Raw genomic sequence first — 24894 nt, 5'->3', positions numbered from 1 at the left:
GATATGACCCCGGACCAACGAGCACAGCACGAGCAGGCGCCGGCAGCCGCGCTTTATGTCGGCGAGGTCATGCATGCCCGCATGCGACCGACCACGCATCGCTTCCAGTATCGCGTGATGAGCCTGCTGATCGATGTCGGCCGCCTCGGTGAGGCTGACCGGCAGTCCGCGCTGTTCGGCGTCAATCGCCGCGCGCTCTACAGCTTTCACGAGCGAGACCATGGCCCTCGTGACGGCTCGTCGCTGCTCGCCTATGCGCAGAGCTGCGCGTCGGAGCACGGCGTCGATCTCAGCGGCGGACGGGTTCTATTGCTGTGCTATCCACGTCTGCTCGGCTACGTCTTCAATCCGCTCTCGGTGTATTTCTGCTATCGCAGCGATGGCACGCTGGCGCTGATGATCTACGAGGTCCGCAACACCTTCGGCGAGATCAAGCCCTATGTGCTGCCGGTCGCGCCGGGCGAGCTCACCGATGCGGGGCTGCGCCAGGAGCAGGACAAGACCTTCTACGTCTCGCCCTTCATCGACATGGCGATGCGCTACCACTTCCGGGTCACGCCGCCGGGCGCCAACGTCAAGTTGCGGATCCTGGAGACCGGAGCCGATGGCCCGCTGCTCGCCGCCACCTTCTCAGGCCGCCGCCGCGGCCTGACGTCGCACTCGCTGCTCGCCGCGTTCGGCTCCCTGCCCCTGGTCACCTTGAAGATCTTCGGCGCCATCCATTGGGAGGCGCTGCGGCTCTGGATCAAGGGCGTCCGGCTCGTTCCGCGCGGCGGCACGACGGGATCGGGAACCGATACCGGCTTGGCGAGAAACGACAGCCACGCTTATATATCTCAGCGCTGACCGGAAACGGGCAGCGCGCTCTGCTCCAGCCAATCACCCGATGGCGCCTCACCGGCAGCCGCATGGGAGGCGCGGACGCCGAGCCGTTTGCGTGAATGGACCTGCCATGCCGGACGTCATCCCAGTTACCCCCGCCAACATCGACAAAGTGCTCGCCGATCTGCCCCGCCTGCCGCGGCTCGCGCTGGGCTTCGGCTCGCGGCTGAGGAAGGGAACGCTCGACGTGACCCTGCCCGACGGCCGTATCGTCCGGCTCGGCGGCGCCGAGCCGGGTCCGGCGGCGGCGATGATCCTGGCCAATTACGGCTTCGCCGCGGGCATCATCAATGGCGGCGACATCGGCATTGCGGAGGCCTATCTCAATGGCGACTGGGACACGCCGGACCTGACGCAATTTCTTTATCTGTTCTGCGTCAACCAGCATCTGCTGCAGGCCATGCTGGAAGACAAGCCGCTGATCCGGTTCGCCCAGCTGGTGCGGCACTGGTTCAACCGCAACACTAAGCGCCAGGCGAAGCGCAACATCTACGCCCATTACGATATCGGCAATGCGTTCTACTCGTCCTGGCTCGATCCGAGCATGACCTATTCCTCGGCGCTGTTCGAGGAGCACACCACCGACCTCACGGCCGCGCAGACCAACAAATACAAGCGGCTGGCCGAGGCGATCGATCTGAAGCCCGGGCAGACGCTGCTGGAGATCGGCTGCGGCTGGGGCGGCTTCGCCGAATACGCGGCCAAGACGTTCGGCACCAAGGTGGTGGGGCTGACCATCAGCGAACAGCAGCGCGATTTCGCGCAGCGCCGCATCCATGAGGCCGGCCTTTCCGAGAAGGTGGAGATCCGCCTGCAGGACTATCGCGACGAGCGCGACCGTTACGACCGCATCGCCTCGATCGAGATGATCGAGGCCGTCGGTGAAGAGTTCTGGCCGAAATATTTCTCGCAGCTGCGAGACCGCTTGCTGCCCGGCGGGCTCGCCGGTGTCCAGGCGATTACCATCCAGGACAGCCTGTTTCACCACTATCGGCGCGAGGTCGATTTCATCCAGCGCTACGTCTTCCCCGGCGGCATGTTGCCGACGCCGCAGATCCTGAAGTCGCTTGGCGAACGGTTTGGCATACCCGTTATCCGCGAGCGGATCTTCGGGGAAGATTATGCCAAGACGCTGGCGATCTGGCGCAACAATTTTCGCGCGGCTTGGCCGGGCTTGACGCCCGCCGGATTCGACGAACGCTTCCGCCGGCTGTGGGAGTATTATCTCTCCTACTGCGAAGCAGGTTTCCTGTCGGGGAACATCGACGTCAGGCAGGTCGTGTTCGCCAAATCCGGGGCCTGACGGCCGGCGGCTTACGCCGCACTGGAGACTGGGCTAGGGTCTTCCTAGATCTGGTTGAGGAAGCTGCCCAAGGTATTTGAAAATGGCCATAAGAAACGACGTCGTCCAGGCGATCGGCAACACGCCCCTGATCAAGCTCCAGCGCGCCTCGGAGGCGACGGGCTGCACTATTCTCGGCAAGGCCGAGTTCATGAATCCGGGCCAGTCGGTCAAGGACCGCGCCGGCAAGTGGATGATCCTCGAGGCTGAGAAGCGCGGCGATCTGAAGCCCGGCGGGCTCGTCGTTGAAGCCACCGCCGGCAACACCGGCATCGGGCTCGCGGTGGTCGCAGCCGCACGCGGCTATCGCACCTTGATCGTGATCCCGGAGACGCAGAGCCAGGAAAAGAAGGACATGCTGCGGCTGTGCGGCGCCGATCTGGTCGAGGTCCCCGCCCTGCCGTTCAACAATCCCAACAACTATCAGCATGTCGGCCGCCGGCTTGCCGACGAGCTGCGCAAGACCGAGCCCAACGGCGTGCTGTTCGCCGACCAGTGGAACAATCTCGACAATGCCAAGGCGCATTACGAGTCGACGGGCCCGGAGATCTGGGAGCAGACCGACGGCAAGGTCGATGCGTTCATCTGCGCCGTCGGCACCGGCGGCACCATCGCAGGCACCAGCCGCTATCTGAAGGACAGGAGCAAGGACATCGTCACCGCCTGCGCCGATCCGCACGGCTTTGCGATGTACAATTGGTTCAAGAATGGCGAGGTCAAATCGACGCCCGGCGATTCCATTACCGAGGGCATCGGCATCGGCCGCGTGACACCGGTGATCGAGACCGCGAAGGTCGATGACGCGTTCCTGGTCTCGGACGAAGAGGCGGTCAACACGATCTACGATCTCGTGCAGCATGAAGGCCTGTGCCTGGGCGGCTCGACCGGCGTCAACGTCGCCGGCGCGGTGCAGCTCGCCCGGAAGCTCGGCCCCGGCCACACCATCGTGACCATCCTGTGCGACTCCGGCACGCGCTATCAGTCGAAGCTGTACAACCCGGAGTTCATGCGCTCGAAGAACCTGCCGGTGCCGGAATGGCTGGAGCGCCGCAGCGGCATCACGCCGCCGTTCGTGTGAGCGCGAGTAGCGAGTAGCGAACGAAAACTCGTTCACTCGCATTCGCAAGTTTCTACTGGCTGCTCATCAATGCCGCAGGATCTGGCTCAGGAACAGCTTGCTGCGCGCATGCTGCGGGTTGGCGAAGAATTCCTGCGGCGTGTTCGACTCGATGATCTGGCCGGCGTCCATGAAAACGACGCGGTTGGCGACCTCGCGGGCGAAGCCCATTTCGTGGGTGACGACCAGCATGGTCATGCCCTCCTTGGCGAGGTCGACCATGGTGTCGAGCACCTCCTTGACCATCTCCGGGTCGAGCGCCGAGGTCGGCTCGTCGAACAGCATGACCTTCGGATTCATCGTCAGCGCGCGAGCGATCGCCACGCGCTGCTGCTGACCGCCGGACATCTGGCCCGGATATTTCTGCGCCTGATGCGGGATCTTGACCCGCTCCAGGAACTTCATCGCGGTCGCTTCGGCTTCCTTCTGCGGAATGTTGCGCACCCAGATCGGCGCCAGGGTGCAGTTCTCCAGCACGGTCAGATGCGGGAACAGGTTGAAGCTCTGGAACACCATGCCGACCTCGCGGCGCACCTCGTCGACGCGCTTGAGGTTCGGGCCGAGATCGATGCCGTCGACATTGATCTCGCCCTCCTGGAATTCCTCCAGCGCATTGATGCAGCGGATCAGGGTCGACTTGCCCGAGCCGGAGGGACCGCAGATCACGATGCGCTCGCCTTTGGCGACGGACATGTTGATGTCACGCAGCACGTGAAACTCGCCGTACCATTTGTTGAGCGCGGAGATGCTGACGATGGAGTTTGCAGACATGGTTCGGTGACTCGTGATGTCTTGTTCAATTGCGCCGGTGCGCGTTGAGACGGCGCTCGACCAGCAGGGAGTAGCGTGACATGCCGAAGCAGAAGGCGAAGTAGATCAGTCCGGTGAAGGCAAAGCCGGTGAACGCCGTGGTCGGCGTCGCCCAGACCGGATCGGCGAACGAGGCCTTGAGGCTGCCGAGCAGGTCGAACAGCGCCACGATCGACACCAGCGAGGTGTCCTTGAACAGCGAGATGAAGCTGTTGACGATGCCCGGAATGACATGGCGCAGCGCCTGCGGCAGGACGATGAAGCTCGTCGTCTTCCACCAGGACAGGCCGAGCGCGCTCGCCGCTTCCGCCTGCCCGCGCGGAATGGCCTGCAGGCCGCCACGGATCACCTCGGCCATGTAGGCGCCGGAGAACAGCGCGACGCCGATCAGCGCACGCACCAGGCCGTCGACCCTGACATTGCCGGGCAGGAACAACGGCAGCATGTAGGTCGCGAAGAACAGCACGGTGATCAGCGGCACGCCGCGCACCAGCTCGATGAAGGCAATCGAGAAGATGCGGATCAGCGGAATCGTCGAGCGCCGCCCGAGCGCCAGCGCAATGCCGATCGGCATCGAGGCGACGATGCCGATGACCGAGACGACCAGCGTCACCAGCATGCCGCCCCACAGCCGGGTGTCGATGATCTGCAGACCGCCATGGTCGAGGCCCATCACAGCGATGACGATGGCGATGCCGACGAAGGTCGCGGCCGTCGCGATGACCGAGCGCAGCGCCCTGCTCCCGCCGCCGATCACGAACACGAGCGCGGTGACCACGATGCCCGTGAGCACGAGATCATTCCACACCGGCTGATGCGATTGCTGCAGCTCATGGCGGATCCAGACCAATGGCCAGATCACCAGCGAGAACAGCGTTCCGATCAGCACGACGAGCTTGCCGAGCAGCCACAACAGCATGCCCACCACAGGCACGCTGTCGCCGGCACGAACCAGCGCGTTGCCCGCCGTATCGATGCTCTCGACGAACAGCTGCAGCGTGCTGGTCGTCCAGCTCACGCCGAAGCCGGAAAGGCCACCGCCATACAGCAGGAAGAACGCGACCACCGGCAGCGCGAAGAAGAACAGCCCCGCGTTCAGCCCCTTCGCCGGCAGGCGCGGGATCAGCAGCGGCACCAGCAGCACCACCGCGAGCAGATAGGTCAGATTGACCCGCCAGCGCTCGGCGTCCGGATAGAAGCCGTACATGAACTGGCCGAACTTCGCCGAAACGTATGGCCAGCAGGCGCCGACCGCACGCCCTGCGTTCTCCGCCAGACAGGCATCACGATCCTTGCCGACCCAGACCGCATCCACCAGCATGAACTTCAACGCCGGGATCACGGTGAACCAGATCAACAGCGCGCTGACCAGCGTGAGCAGGATGTTGGTCGGCGAGTTCAGGAGCCGGGTGCGGACGAATCCGACGAAGCCCGTCGTCTTCACCGGCGCCGGGCGTTCCCCGGCCATGTCCTGACGAATGAAGGTCGAAGCGGTGATATCGGTCATGCGCCAAATCTCGTCATGCGCTCAATCATCCTCATGCACCGAGTCTCTTGCCGAGCCGCCAGCTGTAGAAGCTCATCAGCGCGCTCGTGATCAGCGACAGCGCCAGATAGACGCCCATGGTGATGCCGATGATCTCGATGGCCTGCCCGGTCTGGCTCATGGTGGTGCCGGCGAACACCGACACCAGGTCGGGATAGCCGATGGCCACCGCGAGCGATGAGTTCTTGGTCAGGTTCAGATACTGATTGGTCAGCGGCGGCAGGATCACCCGCAGCGCCTGCGGCACCACGATCAGACGCAGCACGGTGCCGCGGCTGAGGCCGAGCGACAGCCCCGCTTCCATCTGCCCCTTGTGCACGGAGAGGATACCGGCGCGGACGACCTCGGCGATGAACGACGCCGTATACATCGTCAGCGCCAGCGTCAGCGCGACGAGCTCGGGAATGATGCGCGAGCCGCCGGCGAAGTTGAAGCCCTTCAGCACCGGCACCTCCCATGCGATGGGCGCGCCGAACACGAGCATCGCAATGAGCGGCAGGCCCATCAGCATTCCCAACACGTAGGGCCAGATTCGCATCGCATGGCCGCGCACGAACAACTCGCGCCGCGCATAGAAGCGCAGGCCGATCGAGCCTGCGATCGCGACACCGAGCGCGATCAGGAACGGCATCAGGCCCGGCTCCTCGACCGCACGTGGAACGATGAAGCCGCGGTTGTTGAGGAAGAAGGTCGAAAACAGCGAAATGCTCTGGCGCGGTCCCGGCAACGCCGCGAGCACCGCGAGATACCAGAACAGGATCTGGAACAGCAAAGGCAGGTTGCGGATCAGCTCGACATAGGCGCCCGACACCCGCGACAGCAGAGCATTGGGAGACAGCCGGCCGAGCGCGACGAGGAAGCCGAGGATCGTTGCCAGCACGATGCCGATGACCGACACCAGCAGCGTATTGAGAACGCCGACGATCAGCACGCGGCTATAGCTGTCCGAGCCGGAGTAGCTGATCAGGGCCTGGTTCACATCGAACCCGGCCGTATTGTTGAGAAACCCGAAGCCCGACGTGATGCGCTGGGCCGCCAGGTTGCTGCGGGCGTTGGCTATGATCTCATAGCCAACCCACACCAGGACTGCGACGAACAGGATCTGCAGGATGATGCCGTTCCATCCTGCCTTGCCTCCGAGCATGCGCTTCAGACGAAGCCCATATTGCGGAGGCGGTAGCCTCGCTTCGATGCTCATTCGCCGCAGCCCCGATCTCGTGCAGCTATTAGCGGATCGGCGGCGCGTATTGCAGGCCGCCCTTGTTCCAGAGCTGGTTCAGACCACGCGCGATCTGCAGCTTGGAGTTGGCGCCGACGTTGCGGTCATACATCTCGCCGTAGTTTCCGACGGCCTTCACGATCCGCGAGAACCAGTCCTTGGTCAGGCCGAGCTGCTCGCCGAGATTGCCGTCGGTACCGAAAGCGCGCTTGAAGTCGGGCTTGTCGGACTTCGCCATCTCGTCGACGTTCGCCTGGGTGACGCCCATTTCCTCGGCCGTGATCAGCCCGAACAGCGTCCACTTTACGATGTCGAACCACTGGTCGTCACCGTGACGCACCATCGGACCGAGCGGCTCCTTCGAGATCACCTCGGGCAGCACGACGTGGTCGGCCGGATTGGAGAGCTTCAGGCGCTCGGCGTAGAGGCCAGAGACGTCGGTGGTGAACACGTCACAGCGTCCGGACTCATAGGCCTTCACGGTCTCGTCGGCGCCGGCGAACGCGATCACCTCGTACTTCATCTTGTTGGCCTTGAAGTAGTCGGCAAGGTTCTGCTCAGTGGTGGTGCCGGTCTGCACGCAGACCGAGGCGCTGTTGAGCTCCAGCGCCGAATTGACCTTGAGGGCCTTCTTCACCATGAAGCCCTGGCCGTCATAGTAGGTGATGCCGGCGAAGTTCGCGCCCAGCGAGGTGTCACGTGACAGCGTCCAGGTCGTATTGCGGGACAGCACGTCAACTTCGCCCGACTGCAGTGCAGTAAAGCGATCCTTGGCGGACAGCGGAACAAACTTGACCTTGGTCGGATCGTTGAAGATCGCGGCGGCAATGGCGCGGCAGACGTCGACGTCGAGCCCGGTCCAGTTGCCCTTGTCGTCCGGGTTCGAGAAACCGGGCAGACCCTGGCTGACGCCGCAGGCAAGCATGCCGCGATCCTTGACGGTCTTGAGCGTTTCGGCTTGGGCGCCGACGCTCGCCAGCACCGGGGCGAGAGCAAGAGTCAGAGCAAGAGTGACGCGTTTCATAAATACAGCCTTTCGCGGTCGTCCTTGGGGAGCGATGAAATCTCAGCGCGTGGATGGGGCCGACCTGAATCCGCCTTTGCAAACGCCATACCAAGAATATGGCGTGCACCATGCACAACGGAGCCGTGCATGCATGATCGAGCGGAAATCGCGGCAAGCCCCTCAACGTGCAGCGATCGAATTGCGACGGCATCACAGAACGACTGGCGGTCCGGGTCAAGGGGTTGACGGCCCTGTTCTGCATTCTGTTATTAACGACCTAAGTCCCGCCTGATTTGAGCTATCCCAGCACGGTTTCAAGAGAAAAGACACACTGATGGCATCATCGAACGATCCCGCTGCGGCGGTGCGACAAAACGTCGAGACGCGGCTGGTGACGGCGGGGCGGGACACCAAGGCGCAGCACGGATTCGTGAATCCCCCGGTCGTTCATGGCTCGACCGTGCTGTATCCCACGGCTGAGGACCTGCACGCGCACCGCGGCGAATACCAATATGGCCGTCACGGCACCCCGACCACGAAGGCGCTGCAGCAAGTGCTCATGGCGCTCGAAGGGCCGCAATGCGCCGGCGTCGGCATCGCACCATCCGGCCTCGGGGCCATCTCGACCACGCTGCTGTCGGTGCTCAAGGCCGGCGATCATGTGCTGGTGTGCGACAGCATCTACCGGCCGACGCGGAATTTCTGCAACGGCATGCTGGCGCGTTATGGCGTCGAGACGACGTATTTTGACCCTTTGATCGGCACAGGAATTGAGCAACTGCTCAAACCGAATACACGCGCCGTGGTTGTCGAAGCACCGGGCTCGCAGTCGTTCGAAATGCCGGACATTCCGGCGATCGCAGCGGTCGCGCATGCCCACGGCGCGCTGGTCATCGACGACAACACCTGGGCGACGCCGCTCTACCATCGCTCGCTCGACCAGGGCGTCGACATCAGCATGCAGGCGGCGACCAAATATATCGGCGGCCATTCCGACATCATGTTCGGCACGATTTCGGCGAATGAGAAGGCTTGGCCGCTGATTTCCGAGGGCATCCGCCTGCTCGGCGTCTGCGCCGGCCCTGACGACGTGTTCCTGGCCCTGCGCGGCGTGCGCACGCTCGGCGTGCGATTGGCGCAGCATCATAAGTCCGGCCTGGAGATGGCGCGCTGGCTCGCCGCGCGCCCCGAGGTGATCGAGGTGCTGCATCCGGCGCTCGAGAGCCATCCCGGCCACGCGATCTGGAAGCGCGACTTCACCGGCGCCTCGGGCCTGTTCAGCATCGTGCTGCAACCAAAGCCGCAGGCGGCCGTTGACGCCATGCTCGACACGCTGACCTTGTTTGGCATGGGCTACTCCTGGGGCGGCTTCGAGAGTCTCGCGATCCCGTTCGACTGCACGAGCTACCGGACCGCCACGTCATGGACGCCCGGCGGATCGACGCTGCGGCTGCACATCGGCCTGGAGAACACCGAGGATCTCAAGGCCGACCTCGACCGCGGATTTGCCGCGTTCAATGCAGCCTAGCCCTCGCATGGGCAGAGCGCTGCCCATTCGAGCAACCCGAGGCGACAAATTGACGTTGATCCCGCGCCGATTGGGCGTAGCTTTCGCCCGAACACACGTGGGAACAAACGCAAATCATGGTTCTGCTCGATCTGATGGGCGGCGTCGCGTTGCTGCTGTGGGGCCTTCACATGGTCCACAGCGGCATCCTGCGCGCGTTCGGACCGGATCTCCGGCTGTTGCTGTCGCACGCGCTACGCAACCGCTTCAGCGCGCTCGCGGCCGGTCTCGGCCTGACCGCCCTGCTCCAGAGCAGCACGGCGACGGCGCTGATCACCACGTCGTTTGCGGCGGAAGGCCTCGTCGGTCTGATCCCGGCGCTCGCGATCATGCTCGGCGCCAATATCGGCACCACGCTGATCGTCCAGGTGCTGTCGTTCAATGTCGCGGCCGTCGCGCCGGTGCTGTTCGTGCTCGGGCTGGTGGCGTTCCGCAGCGGACCGCGATCGCGCATCAAGGATCTCGGCCGGGTCTCCATCGGCCTCGGCCTGATGCTGCTGTCATTGCACATCCTGATCGACACCCTCGCGCCTGCCGAACAGGCGCCTGCGATGCGGGTGTTCATGCAAGCGATCACGGCCGACGTCACGCTGTGCATCATCTTCGGTGCGATCGTCACCTGGATCGTGCACTCCAGCGTCGCCAGCGTTCTCCTCGTGATGTCGCTCGCCTATTCGCATTTCGTCACGCCCGATGCGGCGCTGGCGCTGGTGCTCGGGGCCAATCTCGGCAGCGCCGTCAATCCGGTGTTTGAGGGTGCGCGTCGCGACAATCCGGCGAGCTATCGCCTGCCCGTCGGAAATCTCCTCAACCGCATCATCGGCGTTGCATTGATCGCGCCGTTCCTGCATCCGCTCGCCGCGCAACTGCAGCTTTGGCAGCCGGACCTGTCGAAGCTCACAGCCCAGTTCCACATGGCCTTCAATCTCGGCACGGCCGTGGTCTTCATCGGCTTGCTCGGCGGCATGGAGAAATTGCTGGTCCGGCTGTTCCCGGACCGTCAGGCCGAGGTCGATCCGGCGAAGCCGCGCTATCTCGACGAGACCGCGCTGGAAACGCCGTCACTGGCACTTGCCGACGCCGCGCGCGAAGCGCTGCGCATGGGCGATCTGGTGGAGACCATGCTGCGTAACGTCATGACCGCGATGATGACGAACGATCGCGGCCTCGTCGATCAGGTCTCGCGCACGGACAACATCGTCGACCGGCTGGATGAGGCGATCAAACTCTACATCACCAAGCTCACGCGCGGCAGTCTCGACGATCGCGAGGGCAAGCGTGCGATGGAAATCATCTCGCTTGCGATCAACCTCGAGCATATCGGCGATATCATCGACAAGAACCTTAGCGAACTCGCGACCAAGAAGATCAAGCGCCGCTTCCAGTTCTCGATTGAAGGCGCCGATGAGCTGCAGGCCTTTCATCGCCAGATCATGGAATCGCTGCGCATCGCCTTCGGCATCTTCATGTCGGGCGACGCCCAGCAGGCGCATCGGCTGCTCGACCAGAAGGCCGAACTGCGCAACGCCGAACTCGCTGCGACGGAGCGGCACCTGGAGCGGCTGCGCGAAGGGCGTTCCGAGACGCTGGAAACGACCTCGCTGCATCTCGATGTATTGCGCGACCTCCGGCGAATCCACTCGCACATCTGCTCGGTGGCCTATCCGGTGCTGGATGCGGCGGGACAGGTGTCGACCCGCCGGAGTGAAGTGGTGGACAGCACAACGACCGTCGCTCTGCCATCGGCATCAGCCCAGCCGCTGCCGCGCTGAGCGCTTTGGCAGACGGCGAATGATTTCGTTCCGTCATGGCCGGGCTTGTCCCGGCCATCCACGTCGTCCAGCGTCCTGAGCACGACGTGAATGCCCGGGACAGGCCCGGGCATGACGGAGTAACTGGTCGGCAGGATCGTTCGCCGGAATAGCTCCGGACTTCCATATGCGATCGCCGTGCCTGCGCCCAGGGGCACAGCGGCCGGTCACGGCCGCCCCGCTCAATTGCTGAGCGTCTGCGATTCCTTCTGGCGGTTCTTGAAGATCAGCATGACGTTGCGGACGTAGATGACGTTCGACAGCAGCTGGCCGAAGATGATCACCGGCTCTCGCTTGACGAGGCCATAGATCAGCGTCATCAGCCCGCCGCCGATCGAGAAGAACCAGAAGGCGAGCGGCACGACGCTCTTGCCCGCGCGCTCGCTGGCGATCCACTGCACCAGGAATCGCGCGGCGAAAGCGAGCTGCGCGGCGAGGCCGAACACGAGCCAGAAATCGAACTTGGCGATGAAGATGTCGTAGAGATAGTTGCTGAACGCCTGTCCGAATTGAATCAGCATCATGTCACCTCGATCGCGACCGGCGTCGGCTTCTTGCGGCGGATCAACCACCACACGCCGGCGAGATCCATGATCCCGATCCACAGCCGGTCGAAGAAACCGTAGTTCGACACGCCCGAATGCCGCGGACGGTCGATCACGTCGATATAGGCGATGTCGTAGCCCTCACGACGCACCAGCGCCGGCAGGAAGCGGTGCAGACCATCGAAATAAGGCATCATCAGGAACACGTCGCGGCGCACCGCCTTGAGGCCGCAGCCGGTATCGCGCGTGCCATCTTTCAGCACCGCATTTCGGATCTTGTTGGCAATCCGCGACTGCAGCTTCTTGAAGCCGGTGTCCTTGCGGCCGACGCGCTGGCCCGCCACGAGGCCGACGCCGGCACCGCCCTTCTCGAGCGCGGCGATCAGGTCGGGCAGGAACGCGGGATTGTTCTGGCCGTCGCCGTCGAGTGTGGCGACCATGCCGCCATGGGCTGCGCGGATGCCGCTGCGGACGGCCGCGGATTGCCCTGACGACGTCTCATGACGCAGGACACGCAGGTTCGGCCGCCGTGCCATCTCGTCGGCGAGCCGCTGCGCGGTGTCGTCGGTGGAGCCGTCATTGACGTAGATGATCTCATACGGCCACAGGCCGTCGAGCGCGGCCGCGATTTCGGTGATCAGCGGCGTGATGTTGCCGGCCTCGTTGCGCACGGGAACGACGATGGAGACGGCAACGGGGGTTTCGGTCGACAAGATCGGGACTCGTGATGGCGTGACTGGACCGGTTCCTGCCCGGCACTGCGGCGGCGGGGGCTTATTATGGGGCTTGGGCCCCGCTCGCAACCCCCTAGCGCGGTACGATCCGACCGTCCTTCGACAGGCGGAAACCGAGCCGACGCGCTGCGAACCAGTAGCGGACCAGCATGGCGCAGGCGAGGCCCACGACGGCGCCGCCGACGACGTCGCTCGGATGATGGGCGAGGAGCACCAGCCGGCTCAGCGCAATGATGACGGCATAGATGAACATCGGAATGCGCAGCCGCGGCCAGACCGCGGCGACGGCGAAAGCCAGCGCTAAGGCGGTCACAGCATGGGCCGAGGGCATGCTGAAATAGGCCGGCGTGCCGTTGAACGGGTCGAAGTTGAAGGCGTTCGCCTTGCCGCCGACAAATGGCCGGCCGCGGCCGATGATGTATTTCAGCACCTGGGCCGCGAGCACCGAGGTCAGCACCGCGAAGAAGAGATACTGGACGTGCGTCGCGAAGTTCAGCAGGCGGCTGCGCGTGGCCTCGGGCCACAGCGGCGCGATCAGGATCGTCACGACCACCCCGACCGCAAGAAGACCGAGGACATATTCATCCTGGCCGAACTCGGTGATGATCCGCACCGGCCACAGGCTCGGCGTGCCACGCGCGGGCATCAAGCCGATCTCGTAGGCGTCAAAGCCGACCATCAGCACCAGGATCGTGCCGAGACCGATGCCGCAGACCAGGAGAAGCCCGCGCCAAAGACGCTGCCGGCTCGCGGCATCAGGCGCCGTCTGCGGCCGGCGCACCAGCCGGCCGAGCGAGAACTTCCCGACCAGCGCGAGCTGAGAGAAATAGGCTGACGAGGGCGAGGACGTTTCGGGCGCCGACATCTACTCGGTGCCCTCCGAGCGATAGATCGCGATCGAGACCGGGCGGCCCTGCGAGATGTTGTAGCCGTCGATCCGCTTGGCGACGTTGTAGCGGAGTCCGATCGCTTCGGCGCGCTGCACGAACGCACGCTCGGTGCGCTGCTCGACCAGGGCGAAGCGGCAGGTGCCCTGGCTGAGGAAGTCGGCGGCACCGGAGCCGTCGGTCAGCTGCGTCGAGGTTCCGGTCATGAAGACGAGGCTCGGCTCGTGGAAGCCGGCCGCGGCCGCCTTCGGTCCGACACAGACGACGTTGCGCAAGGCGCGTGCGATCTCCGCGCTCGGGAACAGCGGCGTCAGCGCCGGCAGCACGGCGCCATAGACCACGAACGCGAGGAACATCGCCGCCACGGCAGCATTCAGCAGCGAGCGCTCGGCGCGGCCGTCGTCATAGAGCCACCAGGCGAACAGACCGAAGATCAGTGACGCCGCCACGAACGGCCAGGCCAGGAACACCGGCTGGTGCGTCACGACGATTGCGCCGATCACCGCGACGACCGAGGTGACGGCAGGAATCGCGAACCACCAGGCCGCACCACGGCGCAGCCAGGACCGCGACAGCACGCGCCGTTCCAGCGCGCCGACGGTGAGAATCGCGATCGCCGGATACAGCGGCAGCACGTAATGCGGCAGCTTGGTCAGCACCGCCTCGAACACGATCCAGGACGGCAGAAGCCACGCCAGCAGGAACTGCGCGCCGGGCTCCCGCCGCGCCCGCCACACCGCGGGTGCGGCCATCGCGGCCAGCGGCGCGCCTGGCCAGAAGGTGATGAACAGCAGCAGCAGATACAGTCCGGGAGGCGCGCCATGCGACTCCTGAGCGCCGATCTTGCTCAGCATGTCGCCGCCGACGGAGTCCGCGAAGAAGGTGTCACCGGCGCGCAGGAAGATCAGCACGAACCAGGGCAGCACCAGCACCAGCATCCACATCAGGCCCCAGACGGGGCGCAGACGCCACAGCCACCCTGCACCGCGGTCCATGATCGCAAGCGCGATGATGGTGAGGCCTGCGAACATCAGGATCAGCGGGCCCTTGATCAGGATGCCGACCGCGAGCGCTGTCCAGAAGATCGCCGGCGGTCCCCACGGCGGATGCTCCGGATCCTCGCCGCGCTGCCAGGACAGATAGACGCGCGCCAGCGCGCCCATCGCGGCGACCACGGTGAACAGCAGCATCGCATCCGTCTTGGCAAGCCGCGCCTCGACGCCGAGCAGCACCGAGCAGCACATCAGGAGTGCGGCGAACACCGCACCGCGCCGCGTGACGAAGGCGAGCGCGGTCCAATAGGTCAGCAGCACCGCGCCGATGGCGCCGATCAGTGAGGGGATTCGATAGACCCAGATGCGCAGCTGCGCACGCGGCAGTCCGATGGCCGAGGCGGTCTCAACGGCGGCCGATTGCAACCAGTAGATGCCGACCGGCTTCTTGTAGCGCACGTCGTCCTGGAAGCGGATGTCGACGTAATCACCGCTCTCCACCATCTGCTTAGTCGCCTGCGCGAAGCGCGCCTCGTCGCGATCGATGGCCGGAATGGTGAAGAAGCCGGGCAGGAACAGCAGCAGGCCGCAGACGGCCAGGAACGCGACCGCCCTGGCATGACTCACGGTGACGGCATCGATCATCCGCACCAGCCGATTGCCCGGATTCACCAGGTTCTTCGGCTCGCGCGGCTCTCCAAAACGGGGGCGGGCATAGGTCTCGACCATGGGGTTCCGAATACGCTGAAACCGCCATGCCGACAACCGCTTAGCGAACGGTCACTGGATTCTGACCACAACTGTGTCCGCAGCGCCCGTGGCGTCGATCACGGTGAGGCGGGCAAAGCCCGGCCCGGGCGGATCGATCAGGCGCTGGCGGCGGCTGTCGATCTCGCCGACCGGCAGGCCATTCACCATCATCGTCAGCGGCAGCACGCCGCCGGAGACCTTCACCGGCATCACCGAGGCCTCGGGCCCGGCCGAGCGGTCGACATCGATCCGCGAGCCGTTCAGCGGGAACTGGATGTGCGGCGCCTGCTCCGCGCCGGTGCGCACGAGTTCGCCGATCGGACGGAACCGGCGCAGCGGTAGCGGCAACTTTGAATTGTTGGCGACAAGCGCCCCCTTGGGCGGCTTCGGCAGCGCCGCCGGCAGCTTGCCCGAGCGGGCGAAGGCATCGAACAGGATCGGCGCCGCTGAGACACGGCCGATCAGGCCGGGCACCGGCGCGCCGTCGGGACGGCCGACCCAGACGCCGATCGTGATGCGACCGTCGAAGCCGACCGACCAGGCGTCGCGATAGCCGTAGCTGGTGCCGGTCTTGAAGGCGATGCGGTTGCGCGCGGCATTCTCCGGAGGCGGCGTGCCGATAAGCACGTTGCCGACCTGCCAAGCGGCAGCGGGATCCATCAGCCGCATCGGCTCGCGCGAATCGTCCTTGCCGTCGGCGGACATGATCTCGCGCAACGGCCGGGTGGTGCCGAGGCGCGGAAAGCCCGCGTAGAGCTGCGCGAGGTCCTGCAAGGTTACGCCGACGCCGCCGAGGCCCATGGCGAGCCCCGGGGCTTCGTCCTTCGGCAGCACGAGATTGCCGCCGGCCTGCTTCAGCCGTGACGACAGCCGGCTGGCGCCGACGCGGTCGAGCAGCACGATCGCCGGCACGTTCAGGGACAGTTGCAGCGCCTTGCGCACTGGCACGGTGCCCTGGAACGTCATGTCGAAATTCTCCGGCGCATAGGAGCCGAAGCGCACCGGCCGGTCCTCGATCAGGCTCTCCGGATGCACAAAACCGTCCTCGAAGGCGAGGCCATAGATGAACGGCTTCAGTGTCGATCCCGGCGAGCGCACGGCACGGGTCATGTCGACCTGCCCTGCCCGCTTCTCGTCGAAATAATCGGCCGAGCCGACATGGGCGAGCACGTCGCCGCTGTCATTGTCGATGACGATGATGCCGACCGAGATGTTTGGTCCCAACGCCGTCGCGCGGTCGCGCGCCAGGGGCTCCAGCACCTTCTGCAAGGAGGCATCCAGCGTGAGACGGATGATCGGCTGGTCCTTGACGACAGCGGTGGCCTGGTCGGCGGCATGCGGCGCCAGGATCGGCATCGGCTTGCGGAACACGGGCACGGGCTGCGCCTTGGCCTGCGCGGCCTCCTCCGCCGAGATCACGTTCTCGGACACCATGCGGTCGAGCACGCGGTCGCGGCCGCGGCGCGCGGCTTCGGGATGGCGGTCGAGCCTGCGCGTCTCCGGCGACTGCGGCAGCGCCACCAGCAGCGCGGCCTCCGCCAGGGACAGCCGCTTCGGCTCCTTGCCGAAATAGGCGATCGAGGCCGAGCGGATGCCTTCGAGATTGCCGCCATAAGGCGCGAGCGTCAGATAGAGATCGAGGATCTCGTTCTTGCTGAGTGTACGCTCGAGCTCGAGCGCGCGCACGATCTGCCGGAGCTTGGCATGCAGCGAGCGTTGCCGCCGCGGCTCCAGCAGCCGCGCCAATTGCATCGTGATGGTCGAGCCGCCGGACACGATATGGCCGTGCGAGCCGAGCTGGATCGCCGCGCGCGCCAGCGCGCGCGGATCGACGCCGTGATGCTCGTAGAAGCGCTGGTCTTCATAGGCGAACAGCAGCTTCAGATAGGTCGGATCGACGTCCTTCCTCGCACCCACCGGCAGCCGCCACCGTCCATCCGCCATCGCATAGGCGCGCAACAGCTTGCCGTTGCGATCGACGACGGTGGTGGAGATGGCTTTGGCTTCCTGCAGCGGCAGCGGGCCGAGGGAGATGGTGTAGACGGTGACGAAAACGACCACAGCCGCAACAACCGCAAGGGCAATCGCCGCGAGACGTTTTGCGACGCGCCCTCTCCTTTCGTCATGCCCGGGCTTGACCCGGGCATCCATGCCGTCCTCGCGTGCGGTCGTGGATGGCCGGGTCAAGCCCGGCCATGACGACGGAGAATGGAGTTCCGTCGTGCGTCCATCATCGCTGGTCCCACCCTCGCTCATTTCGCCGCGCGGACCTCCACGGAGCCCGTCCCGGTGCGACCATAGCGCGAGGGATTGTACATGTCCTCGACATAGGCCTGCGGCAGCACGTATTTGCCGGGCGACACCGCGCGCACGACATAGGCCACCGTGAACACCGCCTTGGAGTCGGCGGCGCGGTCGAGCGCGGCCGTGAAGCGGTCGTCGCGGAACTCGGTATTGACGGGTTCCTGGCCGTCCTCGATCCAGTCGAGCGTGCCGCTGTCACCCGACGACACCAGGCGCGGATTGTCGATCTCGAGCCCGGCCGGCAGATAGTCCGACACCATGATGTGCCCATATTCCGGCTTGGCCTCGGTGACCTTCAGCACCACGGCGAAGCGGTCGTTCTGCTTCGCGATCTTGATGTCCGCCGGCTTGCCGTCGAGCGTGTAGTAGCTGCGCTCGATCTTGAAGCCGTTGGAGGCCGCCGGCTCCGGCGTCAGCGGCGAGCCGGACACCGAGACCACCGCCTGCACCGGCGCCTCGCCGGTGTTGGTAATTTTCAGCGGCTGGCCCGACAGCTCCGCCGCCTTGTAGCTGCGGTACAGCGCCTGCTTCACCGCCTGGCCGTTGACGTCGAGCACCAGCGTCTCCTTGGCGAGCGCGCGCGCCGCCAGCACCATCCACGCATTCTCCTGCGTCGAGGTGTACGGCGTCAGCCCGCGCGCCGCTTCGACACGGGCCACCGCCTGCGTCAACGTCGCGCGCGGCGCGTTGCCCTCGCCGGCTAGCGACACCAGCGCGGCGGCATCGCGCAGGTCGGAGCCGTAGTCGGTGCGGCCGAACACCAGCACCGGCTTCGGCGCGAGGCTGTCGGCGGCGGCGCCATAGACCCGCTCGGCGCGGGCGCGGTCGCCGACCAGCGCCAGGGCCGCCGCGAGCTGCGCCTTGGCGATCGGCGTTGCGAGATTGCCGAGCTTGGTGTCGGCGAGATAGCGCAGGTCACCGATCGGCGCCGCGCCGTTGCGCGCCAGCACGTAGAGGCCGTAAGCGAGATCGCGGCCGCCGGTCTTCTCCGGCTCCTCGGCATTGACCACCGAGTTCCTGACACGGTCGAGCGCGCTCTTGAACAGCACGTCCGGCACCGCAAAACCCTTTTCGCGGGCCCGGGTCAGGAAGTCCGTCACATAGGCATCGAGCCAGGGATCGTCGCCGCCGGCCGACCACAGCCCGAACGAGCCGTTCGAGCCCTGCCGCGCCAGCAGGCGATCGATGGAGTCGCGGATGCGCTGGTCGACCTCGGTGTCCATGGCCAGATGAGCGCCGGCGGCGAGCTCGTTGACATAGAGCAGCGGCATCGCGCGGCTGGTGATCTGCTCCGAGCAGCCATGCGGATAGCGGTCGAGCGCCTTGAGGATCGTCGCCGCGTCGAGCGCGGTCGAGAGCCCCGCCGACAGCGACACCGTGCCGGTGCCCGCCACGAGATCGCTGAACATGTCCGACGTCAGCGTCAGGCTCTCGCCCTTGGCCAAGGTGCGGATCGAACGCCGTGCCAGCACCTGCGTCGCCGGCTTGACGTCGAGCTGATAATGCCGCGCCAGCGCAAGCCCATTCGGCCCCTTGATGTCGACATCGAGCTGCGCCGTGCCGGTGCCCGAGGCATCCAGCGGCAAGGTCGATGACCCCCGCTGCTTGGCGGCGAGCTTCAGCGTCACATTGGCATTGCCGGACACTTTCACCGGCCCGCTCGCCTTGACGGCCACGACATAGTCACCGGGCGCGCCCTCGACATTGTCGACGTCGAACGACAGCGTGCCGCGGTCGCCCGACAGCAGGAAGCGCGGCAAGGTCGCGGTCAGCACCACGGGATCGCGCACGGTGACGTCGATGTTGGCGCGGCCGACCTTGGTCGCGCTCCACGCCACCGCCATCACGCGCGCCGTGCCGGCGAACTCGGGAATGTCGAAGCTCACTTCCGCATTGCCATCGGGACCGACGGTGACGATGCCCGAATACAGCGCCAGCGGCTTCTGTGTCGGCGGCGAGCCCTGCAGCTCGGCTCCTCCGGAGTCACCGCCGGAGCGGATCTGGCCGCGCGAGCCCTGCATGCCGTCGATCAGCTGACCATAGAGATCGCGGATCTCCGCCGAGAGCTGGCGCTGGCCGAGATAATAATCGTCCGGCGCCGGCGGCTTGTAGTTGGTGAGATTGAGAATGCCGACATCGACGGCGGCGATCACGATCTTGGCGTCCTCGCCGGGATTGAGCCCGCCGACCTTGACCGGGATCTTCAACGCCGAGCCCGGCCGGACCAGCGCCGGCGGCGTCAGCGCGACATTCAACGTGCGCGCCGATTTGTCGATGCCGAACCAGGCGACGCCGAGTGCCCGGCCCGGCATGCGCTGCGCGGCCGCATCAAGCGGACGGCGGAGCGTGGTCACGACATAGGCGCCCGTGCCCCAGTCCTTGCCGACGGCAAGCTTGACCTGGTTGGTGCCTTCCTTGACCTCGGTGGTCTGCGTCGTCAGCAGGCGGTCACCGAGCACGTTGACCGTCAGCTTGCCCGCGGTGCGCGCATTCACCGTGACGACCATGGTGTCGCCCGACTGATATTGCGGCTTGTCGAGCGAGGTCTCCAGCAGATCCGGCGTATCGGCGCTGCCCTCGGTGTACCAGCCGACATCGAACTGCAGCGACGTCACCGGCCCATCGGCGTCGGCCGACTTGACGTCGAGCCGATAGCGCCCGGGCTCCGGCTGAAAGCTCAGCCGCGCCGGCTTGTTCGCCGCGATCGTGACGTCGCCATCGCCGACGCGCTTGGTTGATTTGACCGGCTCGTATTCCCAGTACGAGTTCTGCCGGTACCACTGATAACGCGACTCGATCTTCAGGAGCTCGTAGCGCAGCCCGCTGCGCGCCAGCGTCTTGCCCTCCGGCGAGACGAACACGATGTCGAACTCGGCCTTGTCGCCCTCGGCGACGCTCTTGTCCGTAAACGACGGCTTGATGCCGATCTGGGCCGCATTCGGCGCCACCGGCACGGTCAGCTTGCGCTCGACGGCGCGGCCGCCGGTCTCCGCCATCCGCACGAAGATCTGCGCCTCCTGCGGCCGGCTCGACGACGGCGGCTTCGGCAGGCTCACGGGGAACGTCGCCGCGCCCTTGTCGTCGGTCTCGGGCAGCCCCTCGATCGGCGTGCGCTCGTTGGAGGCGCTCTGCTCGTCGGCGACGCCGAACTGATAACCCGGAAAACCAGGGCGCTCGGACGCGGTCGTCACCAGCAGGTCGCCCTCGAGCTGCAGGCCGGAGGCGGGCGCGCCATAGAGGAAATGGCCGTCGACCTTCACCTCCACCGGAGCATCAGCCTTGATCTGCTTGTCCTTGGACGACAGATCGAATTCCAGCCGCTCGGGGACGTAGTCCTCGACCATGAAGGTGGTCTCGCCGACCGCCGCCCCCTTCGGATCGGTGAAGGCGCGCACGCGGTAGGTCCCGGTCGGCACCGCCGAGTTCAGCGCCACGCTGAGCGAGCGGCCGCCGGCGCCCTGGTCGGGCAGCACGGCGCGGCGGAATTCGACGCCGTCGGGGCGCTCGACGACGAGCGTCAGCGGCACGCCGGTCATGGCATTGCCCTTGCCGTCGCGCAGCAGCGCGGTGAGATAGACCGTCTCGCTGGAGCGATAGACGCCGCGCTCCGAATAAACGAACGCATCCGGCCCGGCCGGCGCCTCGCGGCCGGCAACGCCGCGGTCCGACAGATCGAACGCCGAGGTCTTCAAGCTCAGGAAGGCGTAGTCGGCCTTATCGCCCGACACCGTCAGCATCGCCGGCGACAGCCCGCCCTCGCCCTTCGCGAGCCCCGACTCGAATAGCACGTGGCCGGCCTCGTCGGTCTTGCGCGTCGCCAGGATCTCGTTGTTGCGCGCCACCAGCCGCACCTCGGCGCGCGCCACCGGATCGGTCGACGCGAGCGAGTTGACGAACACGTGGATGCCGTCATTGCCGGAGAAGGCCGCGAGGCCGAGATCGGAGACGATGAACCATTGCGTCGCGAGTTGGCCACCGCCGTCCTCGTCGCTGTTGCCGCTGGCTCCGCCCTTCGGCGCCGCCGTCATCACATAGACGCCCGGCTGCATGTCGCTGAGCGCCTGGTCGACCGGGAAGGCCGTCGTGACGTCCTGGTTCAGGGTCATCGCGGTCGAAAGCTCGCCGCTCCACACCCTCATGCCGCGTTCGTTGCCGAGATCGGTGAGCTGGTAGCTCGACAGCGGCCGCTGGAAGTCGCTGTCGATGACGGTGTTGATCAGATTGCGATCGCCGATCCGGAACACCTGGATGTTGACGGCGGGCGTGTTGACGCTGACCAGCGGAATGCCCTTCTGCCCGGTGCGCGGCAGCACGTAGGCCTTGCCGGTGAAGCGCACGAACGGCTTGCGGTCGCGGACATAGATGTTGAACTCGGCCGATTTCGGCAGGCTCTCCTTGACACCTGACGGCAGGCCGGCGCGCAGATTGATGTTGTAGCGCTCGCCATGCTTGAGCCCCTCGACGCAGAGCTGCTTGTCCTCCGAGGTCAGCGCCGGCTTGTCATTGCCGGCCTGCGCCACGAAGGGCGAGAAGTCGGTGCGCTTGGCGAGATCCTCGGAGAACTGGAAGCAGGCGCGCGGGCTCGCCGAGTCCGAATCCACCGTGTAGTCGAGCAGCTTGAAGCCGTGCTCGTCGCGCATCCGCTCATATTGTCCCCTGATATCGGCGACCTCGCGCAGCTCCAGCGACATCCGCAGCGTATCCAGCGCCGGCCGCCACAACTTGCGCTCCGCCATGGTCTTGCCGAGCACCGCGAGCGCATCCGCCTCCTCGCCGGCATTGCCGGCGCGCTGATAGGCGAGATAGGCCGCGGTCGAGGCGCGCTCCAGCAGGAAGGTCTGCTCGGAGGTGTTGATCGGCTTGATCTGGTTCAGCACGGTGCGCGCCAGCCGCAGCCAGTTGACGGAATCCTCGGGCGCCGCGGTCGCGATCTGGCCGAGGATCTGCAATCCGGTGCGCAGATCGTTGCGCCGCAGCGCCGCGTCGGCGTCGGTGCGCAAGGTCGCCAGCGGCTTATTCACCGCCCCCGCCTCGCTCTTGATCTGGGCCTCCAGCTTGATCGCGGCATCCGCGAGATCGTCGCGCTTGAACGCCTTGTCGGCGGCCAGCGCGGCGGAGCCTGCGGAGACCAGGCCAAGCGCCATGACGGCGCAGACGACGGCGGCGCGAACCAGACCGATCATGGGACAGCTCCTTGGGGCAAGGCGATGGGGGCGGCTCTTCGGCACCCCCGAGAGGGTGCCCGTGTTTGGCCGATTCGTGGCGAGAATGGACGCGAAATGGTGACGGACTGATGGCAGCGGTTGCAGCCGCCACGGCCGCGGGACGCCGCCGCGGTCATCCGCCCGGCGCGCGGTCTCAAAACTTCTGTTCATCAACGGCAATTCACAGCGCATGGCATACCGGCAAAGGCCGCGACGCCCCGGTCAGGGCGCCTCCGGCGGGCGAACGGGGCCAGATGACCCTCCTCCGCCTCCGCTTGGTCGCCGCCGCCCCGTTCCCGGTTCGCTCACTCTTGGCGAAACCAAAGATTTTTCATATGACCCGTGCTATGGACTTCGGCGCCGGGCTGGCTCGCCCGCCGGCGCCGATTCCGTAAATCGGCCGGCAGGTCCGTTCACATACGGCCGGTCACGTCGAGACGACGGTCCCATAGCTCAACTGGATAGAGTAGCGGATTTCTACTCCGCGGGTTGCAGGTTCGAGTCCTGCTGGGATCGCCACGTCGGCTTGTGCGACGATCGCCCGCTGCCGGCGTTCGTCTACGGCATCCTGACTATCGATCCGAATGCGATCGTCAAATCGATCCGTTTCAAACAATGCCGGTGATCCTCACCATCGTGGAGGAGTACGATGTTTGCCCCCGCGCTCCTTGGGGTGAAGCGAAGGCGTTGCGCGACCGCGGGCAGATGACGCGCTCAAGACCGGCTTCTCAAGGCACACGGCTCGTGTGGACTTCTTTGCTCGTCGAGATTGCTATCGGCGCTTTCTACCGCTTAGATCTCACCTTTCATGATGCTCAAGGGGCTTGCTATGGGGCGGCGATTTGGTGTGGTGGCAACGTTGTGTTCCCTGGGTCTAATTAGCGGCAGTGCCCCCACCTTCGCGGGTGAGGCGGATACAAGCCGGGTTCTGGAAAAACTTGCTGCGTTGGAGGCGCGGGTCGCCAGTCTAGAAATCGAGAACCGCAATTACAGACGCAGACTGGCGGGCGTTCAGCGTCACTCCGAGGGGCTTACCCCTGCCGGGTCCGAGCGAATGACGACGCCGGATCGACCGCTCAAAGTTGCGGCACCGGAACATTTCCGCGCACCTTCGTCGGATTGGACTGGCGTCTTCTGGGGAGTCTCTGCAGGCGGCGCAGCGACCCGATCGTCGACCTCCTTAAGTGAGCGAAACGCGTTATCGAGTCCGGGCTTCCTGAACGGCTACGACACGTCTGGTGTCACAAGTCCAACAAGCGGCGCCGGAGGCTTTATCGACGTGTTTGCTGGCGCGGATGTGCAGTGGTCGCGCTTTGTCATCGGAGGCCAACTCGAAGCCAGCATGTCCGACCTGAACTTCAGCTCCTCGGGCACCCGCTCCTTAACCTATTTCGATCAAAACGGGCCGACAGGAATCACGGCGAGCGCAAACTACCGGCCCCAGGTATCATCGCGGTGGATGAGCTCTGCATTGGTGCGAGCCGGCGTCCTCCTGGATGAGAGCACCCTCGTCTACGGACTCGGTGGATGGACCTTCGCACAATTCGAGGCGCGAAATATCACGGACAATCCCTTACTCCAGCCGAAAGAGACGTTTTGGGTGAACGGACCGACAGGCGGAATCGGAATTGAACGGAGCATAGGTTCAAACTGGCGAGTCCGGGCCGAATATCGTTACACAAAATTCGAGAAGGCGCGGACCGAGGATCAGTTTGCATTCATATCTAGCCCGTCGTCGCAAACCTATTCTCGGTCGACCCAGTTTGACCACTCGATGCAATCTGGCCGCATCGGCTTCGCGTATGCGCTCAATCCACTTCAATAAGCGGTGCGGCCCGGAGCCGGCCTCAGTTGGGAAGCCGGCACTTCAACCGGCGTCACTTCACTCTGATTGAGCAGGCAATCCAGAACGTGAGCGAATACGTCACTTCGATAGCAGCAGCGGTGAAACAACAGAGTGACCAACGAAATATGCTAGAGCATGGCAGCGCTCAGACGTGCACGCTCAAAGGCCTGCGCCACGGAAGTCGTAGAATTACGGAATAGTCTGATTTATGCAGCCCGATTAACGGTCGTCGAACAAATTGCATCAATTCTCCCGCCAGCTTCTCGGTCTGGACAAGCTCATCAGGAGCGCTGGACCTTGGGAACAAGTACCGTTGGGAGTTTGAAGTGCTG

Annotated in this window: 16 protein-coding genes and 1 tRNA gene; 7 read left to right on the top strand and 10 right to left on the bottom strand. The window is 65.2% G+C overall.

The window, feature by feature from the left end:
• The first annotated feature begins 3 nt into the window (after positions 1–3).
• The 3 genes from BRAD285_RS15420 (at position 4) to BRAD285_RS15410 (ending at position 3302) form a co-directional block, all read left to right on the top strand.
• Complete coding sequence (locus tag BRAD285_RS15420; RefSeq protein WP_006610444.1) at positions 4–846, top strand: DUF1365 domain-containing protein; 843 nt, start codon at positions 4–6, stop codon at positions 844–846.
• A 106-nt stretch (positions 847–952) separates the two neighbouring features.
• Positions 953–2185 (top strand): cyclopropane-fatty-acyl-phospholipid synthase family protein, encoded by a 1233-nt coding sequence (locus BRAD285_RS15415; protein WP_006610445.1) that lies wholly within the window; start codon positions 953–955, stop codon positions 2183–2185.
• Between the two features lie 82 nt (positions 2186–2267).
• The gene (locus BRAD285_RS15410) at positions 2268–3302 is read left to right on the top strand and encodes a cysteine synthase A (RefSeq protein WP_006610446.1); all 1035 of its coding nucleotides are present in this window, start codon (positions 2268–2270) and stop codon (positions 3300–3302) included.
• Positions 3303–3368: 66 nt separating this feature from the next.
• Here the strand turns inward: BRAD285_RS15410 and BRAD285_RS15405 are convergent, their stop codons facing one another.
• From BRAD285_RS15405 to BRAD285_RS15390, 4 genes are read right to left on the bottom strand one after another with little or no spacing between them, the layout of a single operon-like run.
• Entirely contained in the window at positions 3369–4112 is a 744-nt protein-coding gene (locus BRAD285_RS15405; protein ID WP_006610447.1) for an amino acid ABC transporter ATP-binding protein, read from the bottom strand.
• Between the two features lie 25 nt (positions 4113–4137).
• The gene (locus BRAD285_RS15400) at positions 4138–5658 is read right to left on the bottom strand and encodes an amino acid ABC transporter permease (RefSeq protein WP_006610448.1); all 1521 of its coding nucleotides are present in this window, start codon (positions 5656–5658) and stop codon (positions 4138–4140) included.
• A 31-nt stretch (positions 5659–5689) separates the two neighbouring features.
• Positions 5690–6895: an amino acid ABC transporter permease gene (locus tag BRAD285_RS15395; RefSeq protein WP_006610449.1), complete on the bottom strand. Its 1206-nt coding sequence runs from the start codon at positions 6893–6895 to the stop codon at positions 5690–5692.
• Positions 6896–6923: 28 nt separating this feature from the next.
• On the bottom strand, positions 6924–7940 hold the full coding sequence (locus BRAD285_RS15390; protein ID WP_006610450.1) for an amino acid ABC transporter substrate-binding protein: 1017 nt from the start codon (positions 7938–7940) through the stop codon (positions 6924–6926).
• A gap of 316 nt (positions 7941–8256) precedes the next feature.
• Between BRAD285_RS15390 and metC the strand changes: the two genes are divergently transcribed.
• Together metC and BRAD285_RS15380 are read left to right on the top strand one after the other, a co-directional pair.
• Positions 8257–9450: a cystathionine beta-lyase gene (metC, locus tag BRAD285_RS15385; RefSeq protein WP_006610452.1), complete on the top strand. Its 1194-nt coding sequence runs from the start codon at positions 8257–8259 to the stop codon at positions 9448–9450.
• A 116-nt stretch (positions 9451–9566) separates the two neighbouring features.
• A complete protein-coding gene (locus BRAD285_RS15380) occupies positions 9567–11261 on the top strand; it encodes a Na/Pi cotransporter family protein (protein ID WP_006610453.1) in 1695 nt (564 codons plus the stop codon).
• Positions 11262–11482: 221 nt separating this feature from the next.
• Here BRAD285_RS15380 and BRAD285_RS15370 read toward each other — a convergent pair whose 3' ends face one another.
• The 6 genes from BRAD285_RS15370 to BRAD285_RS15345 all read right to left on the bottom strand — a co-directional run bounded on the left by BRAD285_RS15370 (position 11483) and on the right by BRAD285_RS15345 (position 22695).
• Positions 11483–11821 carry a lipid-A-disaccharide synthase N-terminal domain-containing protein gene (locus tag BRAD285_RS15370; RefSeq protein ID WP_035645206.1) on the bottom strand — a complete coding sequence of 113 codons (339 nt, stop codon included), beginning with the start codon at positions 11819–11821 and terminating at the stop codon, positions 11483–11485.
• Positions 11821–12558 (bottom strand): glycosyltransferase family 2 protein, encoded by a 738-nt coding sequence (locus tag BRAD285_RS15365; protein WP_006610455.1) that lies wholly within the window; start codon positions 12556–12558, stop codon positions 11821–11823. Before BRAD285_RS15365 ends, BRAD285_RS15370 begins: the two co-directional genes overlap by 1 nt.
• 94 nt (positions 12559–12652) lie before the next feature.
• The gene (locus BRAD285_RS15360; protein ID WP_006610456.1) at positions 12653–13444 is read right to left on the bottom strand and encodes a phosphatase PAP2 family protein; all 792 of its coding nucleotides are present in this window, start codon (positions 13442–13444) and stop codon (positions 12653–12655) included.
• A complete protein-coding gene (locus tag BRAD285_RS15355) occupies positions 13445–15187 on the bottom strand; it encodes a glycosyltransferase family 39 protein (RefSeq protein WP_006610457.1) in 1743 nt (580 codons plus the stop codon).
• 51 nt (positions 15188–15238) lie between these two features.
• Positions 15239–17359 (bottom strand): penicillin-binding protein 1C, encoded by a 2121-nt coding sequence (gene pbpC, locus BRAD285_RS15350; protein WP_035645196.1) that lies wholly within the window; start codon positions 17357–17359, stop codon positions 15239–15241.
• Between the two features lie 101 nt (positions 17360–17460).
• The gene (locus tag BRAD285_RS15345) at positions 17461–22695 is read right to left on the bottom strand and encodes an alpha-2-macroglobulin (protein WP_006610459.1); all 5235 of its coding nucleotides are present in this window, start codon (positions 22693–22695) and stop codon (positions 17461–17463) included.
• A gap of 463 nt (positions 22696–23158) precedes the next feature.
• Between BRAD285_RS15345 and BRAD285_RS15340 the strand changes: the two genes are divergently transcribed.
• Positions 23159–23235: transfer RNA gene (locus BRAD285_RS15340), tRNA-Arg, on the top strand.
• Positions 23236–23524: 289 nt separating this feature from the next.
• The gene (locus tag BRAD285_RS15335; RefSeq protein WP_006610460.1) at positions 23525–24541 is read left to right on the top strand and encodes an outer membrane protein; all 1017 of its coding nucleotides are present in this window, start codon (positions 23525–23527) and stop codon (positions 24539–24541) included.
• The last annotated feature ends 353 nt before the right edge of the window (positions 24542–24894 follow it).

The sequence above is a fragment of the Bradyrhizobium sp. ORS 285 genome (assembly GCF_900176205.1).
Taxonomy (GTDB): Bacteria; Pseudomonadota; Alphaproteobacteria; order Rhizobiales; family Xanthobacteraceae; genus Bradyrhizobium.
This window is presented reverse-complemented; position numbering and strand designations above follow the sequence as displayed.

What these genes read in the sequence shown, in the direction of transcription:
- BRAD285_RS15380 (WP_006610453.1), top strand. Translation starts at nt 9,567, where the DNA reads ATGGTTCTGCTCGATCTGATGGGCGGCGTCGCGTTGCTGCTGTGGGGC.
- metC (WP_006610452.1), top strand. Translation starts at nt 8,257, where the DNA reads ATGGCATCATCGAACGATCCCGCTGCGGCGGTGCGACAAAACGTCGAG.
- BRAD285_RS15415 (WP_006610445.1), top strand. Translation starts at nt 953, where the DNA reads ATGCCGGACGTCATCCCAGTTACCCCCGCCAACATCGACAAAGTGCTC.
- BRAD285_RS15410 (WP_006610446.1), top strand. Translation starts at nt 2,268, where the DNA reads ATGGCCATAAGAAACGACGTCGTCCAGGCGATCGGCAACACGCCCCTG.
- BRAD285_RS15390 (WP_006610450.1), bottom strand. Translation starts at nt 7,940, where the DNA reads ATGAAACGCGTCACTCTTGCTCTGACTCTTGCTCTCGCCCCGGTGCTG.
- BRAD285_RS15395 (WP_006610449.1), bottom strand. Translation starts at nt 6,895, where the DNA reads ATGAGCATCGAAGCGAGGCTACCGCCTCCGCAATATGGGCTTCGTCTG.
- pbpC (WP_035645196.1), bottom strand. Translation starts at nt 17,359, where the DNA reads ATGGATGCCCGGGTCAAGCCCGGGCATGACGAAAGGAGAGGGCGCGTC.
- BRAD285_RS15345 (WP_006610459.1), bottom strand. Translation starts at nt 22,695, where the DNA reads ATGATCGGTCTGGTTCGCGCCGCCGTCGTCTGCGCCGTCATGGCGCTT.
- BRAD285_RS15355 (WP_006610457.1), bottom strand. Translation starts at nt 15,187, where the DNA reads ATGGTCGAGACCTATGCCCGCCCCCGTTTTGGAGAGCCGCGCGAGCCG.
- BRAD285_RS15360 (WP_006610456.1), bottom strand. Translation starts at nt 13,444, where the DNA reads ATGTCGGCGCCCGAAACGTCCTCGCCCTCGTCAGCCTATTTCTCTCAG.
- BRAD285_RS15370 (WP_035645206.1), bottom strand. Translation starts at nt 11,821, where the DNA reads ATGCTGATTCAATTCGGACAGGCGTTCAGCAACTATCTCTACGACATC.
- BRAD285_RS15420 (WP_006610444.1), top strand. Translation starts at nt 4, where the DNA reads ATGACCCCGGACCAACGAGCACAGCACGAGCAGGCGCCGGCAGCCGCG.
- BRAD285_RS15335 (WP_006610460.1), top strand. Translation starts at nt 23,525, where the DNA reads ATGATGCTCAAGGGGCTTGCTATGGGGCGGCGATTTGGTGTGGTGGCA.
- BRAD285_RS15400 (WP_006610448.1), bottom strand. Translation starts at nt 5,658, where the DNA reads ATGACCGATATCACCGCTTCGACCTTCATTCGTCAGGACATGGCCGGG.
- BRAD285_RS15405 (WP_006610447.1), bottom strand. Translation starts at nt 4,112, where the DNA reads ATGTCTGCAAACTCCATCGTCAGCATCTCCGCGCTCAACAAATGGTAC.